Source organism: Caulobacter sp. (assembly GCF_035254145.1).
Taxonomy (GTDB): Bacteria; Pseudomonadota; Alphaproteobacteria; order Caulobacterales; family Caulobacteraceae; genus Caulobacter.
In genome coordinates, this window is the sequence record NZ_DATFAV010000030.1 from 1 (window position 1) to 5,604 (window position 5,604).

Here is a 5,604-nt window from a genome sequence, read left to right on the forward strand (position 1 = left end):
CCCGAGGGATCCGAACCAGGAGTCCGACGTCTTAGAAGCTCATCCGCAGGCCGACCACGTATTGGCGGCCGGGCTTGTAGTAGGTGAAGGTCGCGTTGTCGTACTGGAAGTGCGAGCGCAGCGCCTCGTTGGTCAGGTTGGTGATGTTGAAGGTCAGCTGCGGCGCGTTCCGCAGACCGAACAGCTTCTCGAGGTCGTAGCTCGAGGAGAAGTCGGTCTGCTTGTACGTGTCGGAGAACAGAGCCGCGGCGGTCACGCCGTTCTGGTTGGCGCCGCTGGACTGCGAGCCCTTCCGGTAGACGTGGCTGAGACGCAGGCTGATGCCGTTGTGCTCGTAGTAGCCCGTCAGGTTGTAGGTGTACTTGGCCACGCCGTAGGCGACCGCCGGACCGTTGCTGGTCTGGTCGACGATGGTGGCGTTGGCGTTGACGCCCAGCCCCTCGACGCCGAACTGGCTGGTCAGGAAGTCGAGCGGCTGCACCCACTGGAATTCCAGGCCGTTGATCGTGAGCTTGTTGGGCACGTTGATCTGCGACTGGATCTGCACCTGGGCCTGGGTCGGGCCGCCACGCGAGTTGATGGCCGTCTTCTGGGTGTCGTTCAGGGTGTCGTAGGTGATGCCGTACTGGGCCAGGTACGAGAACGGCTGGGTCACGACGTTGTTGGTCGTGAAGCCGGTCAGCGACTTGCGGAACGCGTTGACCGCGATCACGCCTTCCTGGCCGGTGTAGAACTCGAAGCCCAGGTCGATGTTCTTCGAGAAGTAGGGCTTGAGGGCCGAGTTGCCGATCGTGGCCTGGTCGGCCGACGGGGCGCCGAAGCTGACGCCCGGCAGTTGGGCGGCCGGATCCGGACGGGTCATCGTTTCCGACACGGCCACGCGGGCCACGGCGTGCTCGCCGACGTCATAGGCGATGTTGGCGGCCGGCAGCCACTTCGAATAGGTGTTCTCGGTGTAGACGAAGTTCGTCACGTTCGGATAGCGCGAGCCGTCCGGCAGCTGGGCGCCGCCCGGCAGGGTGTTGCGCGGATCCGCCAGCGAGACGCGGCCGCCGATCGTCTGCTTGGTGTGGACGTAGCGGACGCCGACGTTGAAGCGCAGATCGCTGTCCAGCACCTGGGTGACGCCGTTCAGCTCGGTATAGGCCGACGAGTTCTTCTCGTTGATGTAGCCGCCGCTGGCGCCGGTGTTGGAGCCGCCGGTTTCCGGCGAGGCGTCATGCAGCTTGTCGTAGCCGGTGGCTTGCTTGACCTTGTCCCAGTCGACCGTGACGAAGCCGGCCGGGCCGGGCTTCAGGTAGCTGGCCAGGCTGGCGGTCGGGATCAGCGAGCCGCCATAGGTCAGCGTGCCCGTCTGGCCGGCCGTCGAGCCCGTGCCGTAGCCCGGATAGGTCGGATAGCCGGCGGGCGCGGCGCCCGGCTGGTTCAGGCCCTGGCAGGGCGGCTGGCCGTTCGGCGAAGGCAGGTTGATGCTGGGGTTGTTGCCGCAGGTCGCGTTCTGCCACGGCGTGGTGTTGTCGTAGCCGCGGATGGTGCGCGAGACGTCGTCATAGTTGCCGCCGAACTTCAGGTTCAGCTTCTCGTCGCCCCAGGTGACCACGGCGCGGGCGCCCTTGGTCTCGTACCAGCGCTTCTCGTCCTGCATGTTCAGGCGACCGCCGGTCCAGACGAAGTTGGCCGGGTTGTTCAGGTCGACGCTGCTCTTGATCGTCGGCGGGCCGTTGGGGTTGTAGGTGTAGTCCACCGTCGTGCCGACGCCCAGCGCGGTCACCGGACCGAAGGTCGGGCTTTCGCGGTGGAAGTTGCTCTTGGTGTAGTTGGCCTGGGCCTCGACCTTCAGCTTGTCGGTGATGCGCCATTCGCCGCCCGGGTTGATCCCCCACAGTTCGGTCTTCTCGATGTAGGGACGGAATTCCAGGAAGAACTGCGAGTTGGCGTAGGTGCCTTGGGTGACCGTGCAGCCCGTCGAGCAGTCGGCCTTGTCGTACTTGGTGTTCGTCGGGATGATCGCGCCGTTGCGGACGATCCAGGCGATGTCCTCGCGCAGCAGATCGTTCTTTTTGTAGCCGTACATCCCGTCGATGTAGAAGTTCATGTCGTCGTTCGGACGCCACTCGATGCTGCCGACCATGTTGATGCGGTCGCGGCTGCCGTATTCGGCCGACGGACGGCCAAGGCGCGGCAACAGGCCGTTGTCGATCTGCTGGATCGTCGCGCCGGGGTTCTTGGACAGCAGGAAGTCGCGGTCGATGACCGTGCCGGCCACCAGGCCGCCGCCCGCGCCGACCGGCACCGTGGCCGGGATCGTCCAGTTGCCGCCGCCCGTGGCGTTACAGCCGCTGGTCGCGCCGCACTGGGCGGCCGACAGGTTGGGGTTGGTGAAGCCGATGGTCTCGTAGCCGCGGGTGTCGGTGTGCAGGCGCTGGCCCGAAACCCCGAACAGGACGCCGACATTGTCCCAGGTCTTGCTGGCGATCAGCGAGCCCTTGCCGCCCAGCTTGGCGCCGTCGGGCTTCACGCCCTGGACGTTCATGGTCAGGTGCTGGCCGGGGCGGTCGAACGGACGCGCCGAGCGCATGTCGATGTTACCCGCCGCGCCGCCTTCCAGCAGGCTGGCCGAGTAGCTCTTGTTGACCGTCAGCTTGGTGAAGAGGTCGGTCGGGAAGAAGGAAAGGTCGACCGAGCGGTCGGTGCCTTGCGCGTCGGTCGCGCCCGACGAGGCCACGGCGATCGAGGCGCCGTTCAGCGTCACGTTGGTGAAGTTCGAACCCAGGCCGCGGATGGCGACGTTCGTGCCCTCGCCCGTGATGTCGCGGGTGATGGTGATGCCGGGAATGCGGTTGAACGACTCGGCGATGTTGGAGTCGGGGAACTTGCCGATGTCCTCGGCGAAGATCGCGTCGGCGAAGCCGGTGGTCTCACGCTTGGCGACGGTCGATTGCGCCAGGCTCTTGCGGTAGCCGGTGACGACGATCTCTTCGACGGCGCTGTCTTCGGCGGCGGCCGGCGCGGTCTGGGCGTGGGCGGCCGTGGTCATGGCCAGAGGCACCAGCGCCAGGGTGGTCAGGCAAGTCGCGCCGACCAGCGCCATGCGGCGCGCGGAACGGTGATGTCGGATGAACGGCATGTTTCTCCCCTAAGTCTCCAGCGCTCTGCGCGCCTGATTGTTGTCGCCGCGGTCCGTCGACCCCCTTCCCGGGCTCGACGCCCCCACGCCGAGGCAGTGGTAGCGGTCACAATCGCAGCGTTACGAGGTAAGTCCTCCGGTGTCAATGTGGTCAGACCTCGTTATCCGAGGGCTGTCCGACCTTTGGCTGACAAGTGCGGCGCCGGCGCCACGGTCGCGGTTTGGGGGAGGAAAAACCCTCTCCCACGGGGAGAGGGCGGGGCCCGCCGCCAAAGGCGGTGGGAGGGTGAGCGGCTTCACCTTTGGCCGAAAAATCCGGCGGCCGTTCGTCGGACCGCGCTCTCGAGCCTGTCCAGGCCCCGCGCGGATTGAAGCATCACGGTCGGGCGTCTTGGTCAGAACTTCGGTCGGGAAGGTCTTAGCCCCTCTCCCTCCCACCGCCTTTGGCGGCGGGTCCCTCCCTCTCACGGGGGAGAGGGATTCCGCGTCCTACGCCCAGCCTGACGGCCGCTCGGGCTGCACCCATGCGGGGCGTTGGCCGCGATAGACCCGGCGCAGCGAGGCCGGGTAGCGGTGCAGCTGCCCCTCCGGCCGGATGGGGCGAGCGACCAGGCCGCCGCCGCAGTCGGGACAGGTCTCGCCGAACCGCAGGTCGGCGCAGTCGGCGCAGAAGGTGTGCTCGAAGGTGCAGATTCGGGCCGCGTCGCTGGCCGGCGGCAGATTGGCGTCGCAGCACTCGCAATTGGGACGCAACTCGAGCATGGGCCGTCCTCCCGTGTTCGTCGCGCTTCCATGCTTGGAAGCCTTGCACCATAAGGCCCTTTACCCTGTCCGCGCGAGGGCGTCCGTTCCCCGATCACGGGAATGTGGAAGCAAGCGAAAATCGCGTGATCATGAGGGGTTGACCCCCTCCCCCATACCCCCTAGACACCGCGCCGTTTGCGCGGCGGTCGGGCCAAAAACCCGACCGCTTTCTTGCAAGGAGACGCCCCGGCGCGCGGGGGCCGGACAGGGGTTACCCCGGGTCCGCCTTTTTGCGAAAATGACCCGCCCAATTCCGGGCCCGACCGCGTTCAGGAGCGCTCAAAAGAATGTCCCAAGACCTTCTCCCCGGCGTTACCGGTGTCCTCGCCCTGGCCGACGGCACGATCCTGCAGGGCGTGGGCTGCGGCGCGATCGGCGACGCGGTCGGCGAGGTGTGCTTTAACACCGCCATGACGGGCTATCAGGAGATCCTGACCGACCCGTCCTACATGGCCCAGATCGTGGCCTTCACCTTCCCGCACGTCGGCAATGTCGGCACGAACGTCGAGGACGTCGAGCAGATCACCGGCGTGGCCGAGACGGCCGCCCGCGGCGCCCTGTTCCGCGAGGTCCCGACGGAGCAGGCCAACTGGCGCGCCAATGGCGACTTCGACGCCTGGATGAAGACCCGCGGCGTCATCGGCCTGGCGGGGATCGACACCCGTGCCCTGACCCGCAAGATCCGCGAGACCGGCATGCCGCACGGCGTCATCGCCCACTCGCCCGAAGGCAAGTTCGACCTGGAGGCCCTGGTCGCCAAGGCCAAGGCCTGGGCCGGGCTGGAAGGCCTCGATTTGGCCAAGGACGCCTCGACCACCCAGACCTTCACCTGGGACGAGGGCCTGTGGTCGTGGCCGGAAGGCTACGCCAAGCTCGACAAGCCCAAGTACGAGGTCGTGGTCGTCGACTATGGCGTCAAGCGCAACATCCTGCGGGCTCTCGCCCATGTCGGCGCCCGCGCCACGGTGGTGCCGGCCTCGACCTCGGCCGAGGACATCCTGGCCCGCAATCCCGACGGCGTGCTGCTGAGCAACGGCCCCGGCGATCCGGCCGCGACGGGCGAATACGCCGTGCCGGAGATCCAGAAGCTGGTTCAGAGCGGCAAGCCGGTGTTCGGCATCTGCCTGGGCCACCAGATGCTGGCCCTGGCCCTAGGCGCCAAGACCGTGAAGATGGAGCAGGGCCACCACGGCGCCAACCACCCGGTCAAGGACCTGACCACCGGCAAGGTCGAGATCGTCTCTATGAACCACGGCTTCACCGTGGACTCGGCGTCCCTGCCCGCCCCGGTGCAGGAGACCCACGTCTCGCTGTTCGACGGCACCAACGCCGGCATCCAGCTGGCCGACAAGCCGGTGTTCAGCGTCCAGCACCACCCGGAGGCGTCTCCGGGACCGACCGACAGCCTCTACCTGTTCGAGCGCTTCGCGGGCCTGATGGACGCGGCGAAGTAGGGACCCATTCCCTCTCCCCCTGCGGGAGAGGGTGGCCCAAAGGGCCGGGTGAGAGGTCGCGCGGACCTGTCAGCATACCAACGAACATCAGCCGCAGTTCGCGGCGGATCCTGTCTTCAACCCCTCATCCGTCACCCCGGATCAAGTCCGGGGCGACACCTTCTCCCGCAAGGGGAGAAGGGGAATGCAGCGGGAGTCAGGGGCCGCCTCCCGCAAACA

At 67.1% G+C, this 5,604-nt stretch carries 3 protein-coding genes; 1 reads left to right on the forward strand and 2 read right to left on the reverse strand.

What is annotated here, in order from left to right; all coding sequences use genetic code 11:
- Nucleotides 1-31 precede the first annotated feature (31 nt).
- Both VJ655_RS01525 and VJ655_RS01530 read right to left on the reverse strand, forming a co-directional pair.
- A complete protein-coding gene (locus VJ655_RS01525; RefSeq protein ID WP_324097603.1) occupies nucleotides 32-3,127 on the reverse strand; it encodes a TonB-dependent receptor in 3,096 nt (1,031 codons plus the stop codon).
- 489 nt (nucleotides 3,128-3,616) lie between these two features.
- Nucleotides 3,617-3,889, reverse strand: a complete 273-nt coding sequence (locus VJ655_RS01530) for a DUF1272 domain-containing protein (RefSeq protein ID WP_324097604.1) — start codon at nucleotides 3,887-3,889, stop codon at nucleotides 3,617-3,619.
- A gap of 329 nt (nucleotides 3,890-4,218) precedes the next feature.
- Here VJ655_RS01530 and carA point away from each other — a divergent pair, with 329 nt between their 5' ends.
- Nucleotides 4,219-5,385: a glutamine-hydrolyzing carbamoyl-phosphate synthase small subunit gene (carA, locus tag VJ655_RS01535; protein WP_324097605.1), complete on the forward strand. Its 1,167-nt coding sequence runs from the start codon at nucleotides 4,219-4,221 to the stop codon at nucleotides 5,383-5,385.
- Nucleotides 5,386-5,604 lie beyond the last annotated feature (219 nt).

What these genes read in the sequence shown, in the direction of transcription:
- VJ655_RS01525 (WP_324097603.1), bottom strand. Translation starts at nt 3,127, where the DNA reads ATGCCGTTCATCCGACATCACCGTTCCGCGCGCCGCATGGCGCTGGTC.
- VJ655_RS01530 (WP_324097604.1), bottom strand. Translation starts at nt 3,889, where the DNA reads ATGCTCGAGTTGCGTCCCAATTGCGAGTGCTGCGACGCCAATCTGCCG.
- carA (WP_324097605.1), top strand. Translation starts at nt 4,219, where the DNA reads ATGTCCCAAGACCTTCTCCCCGGCGTTACCGGTGTCCTCGCCCTGGCC.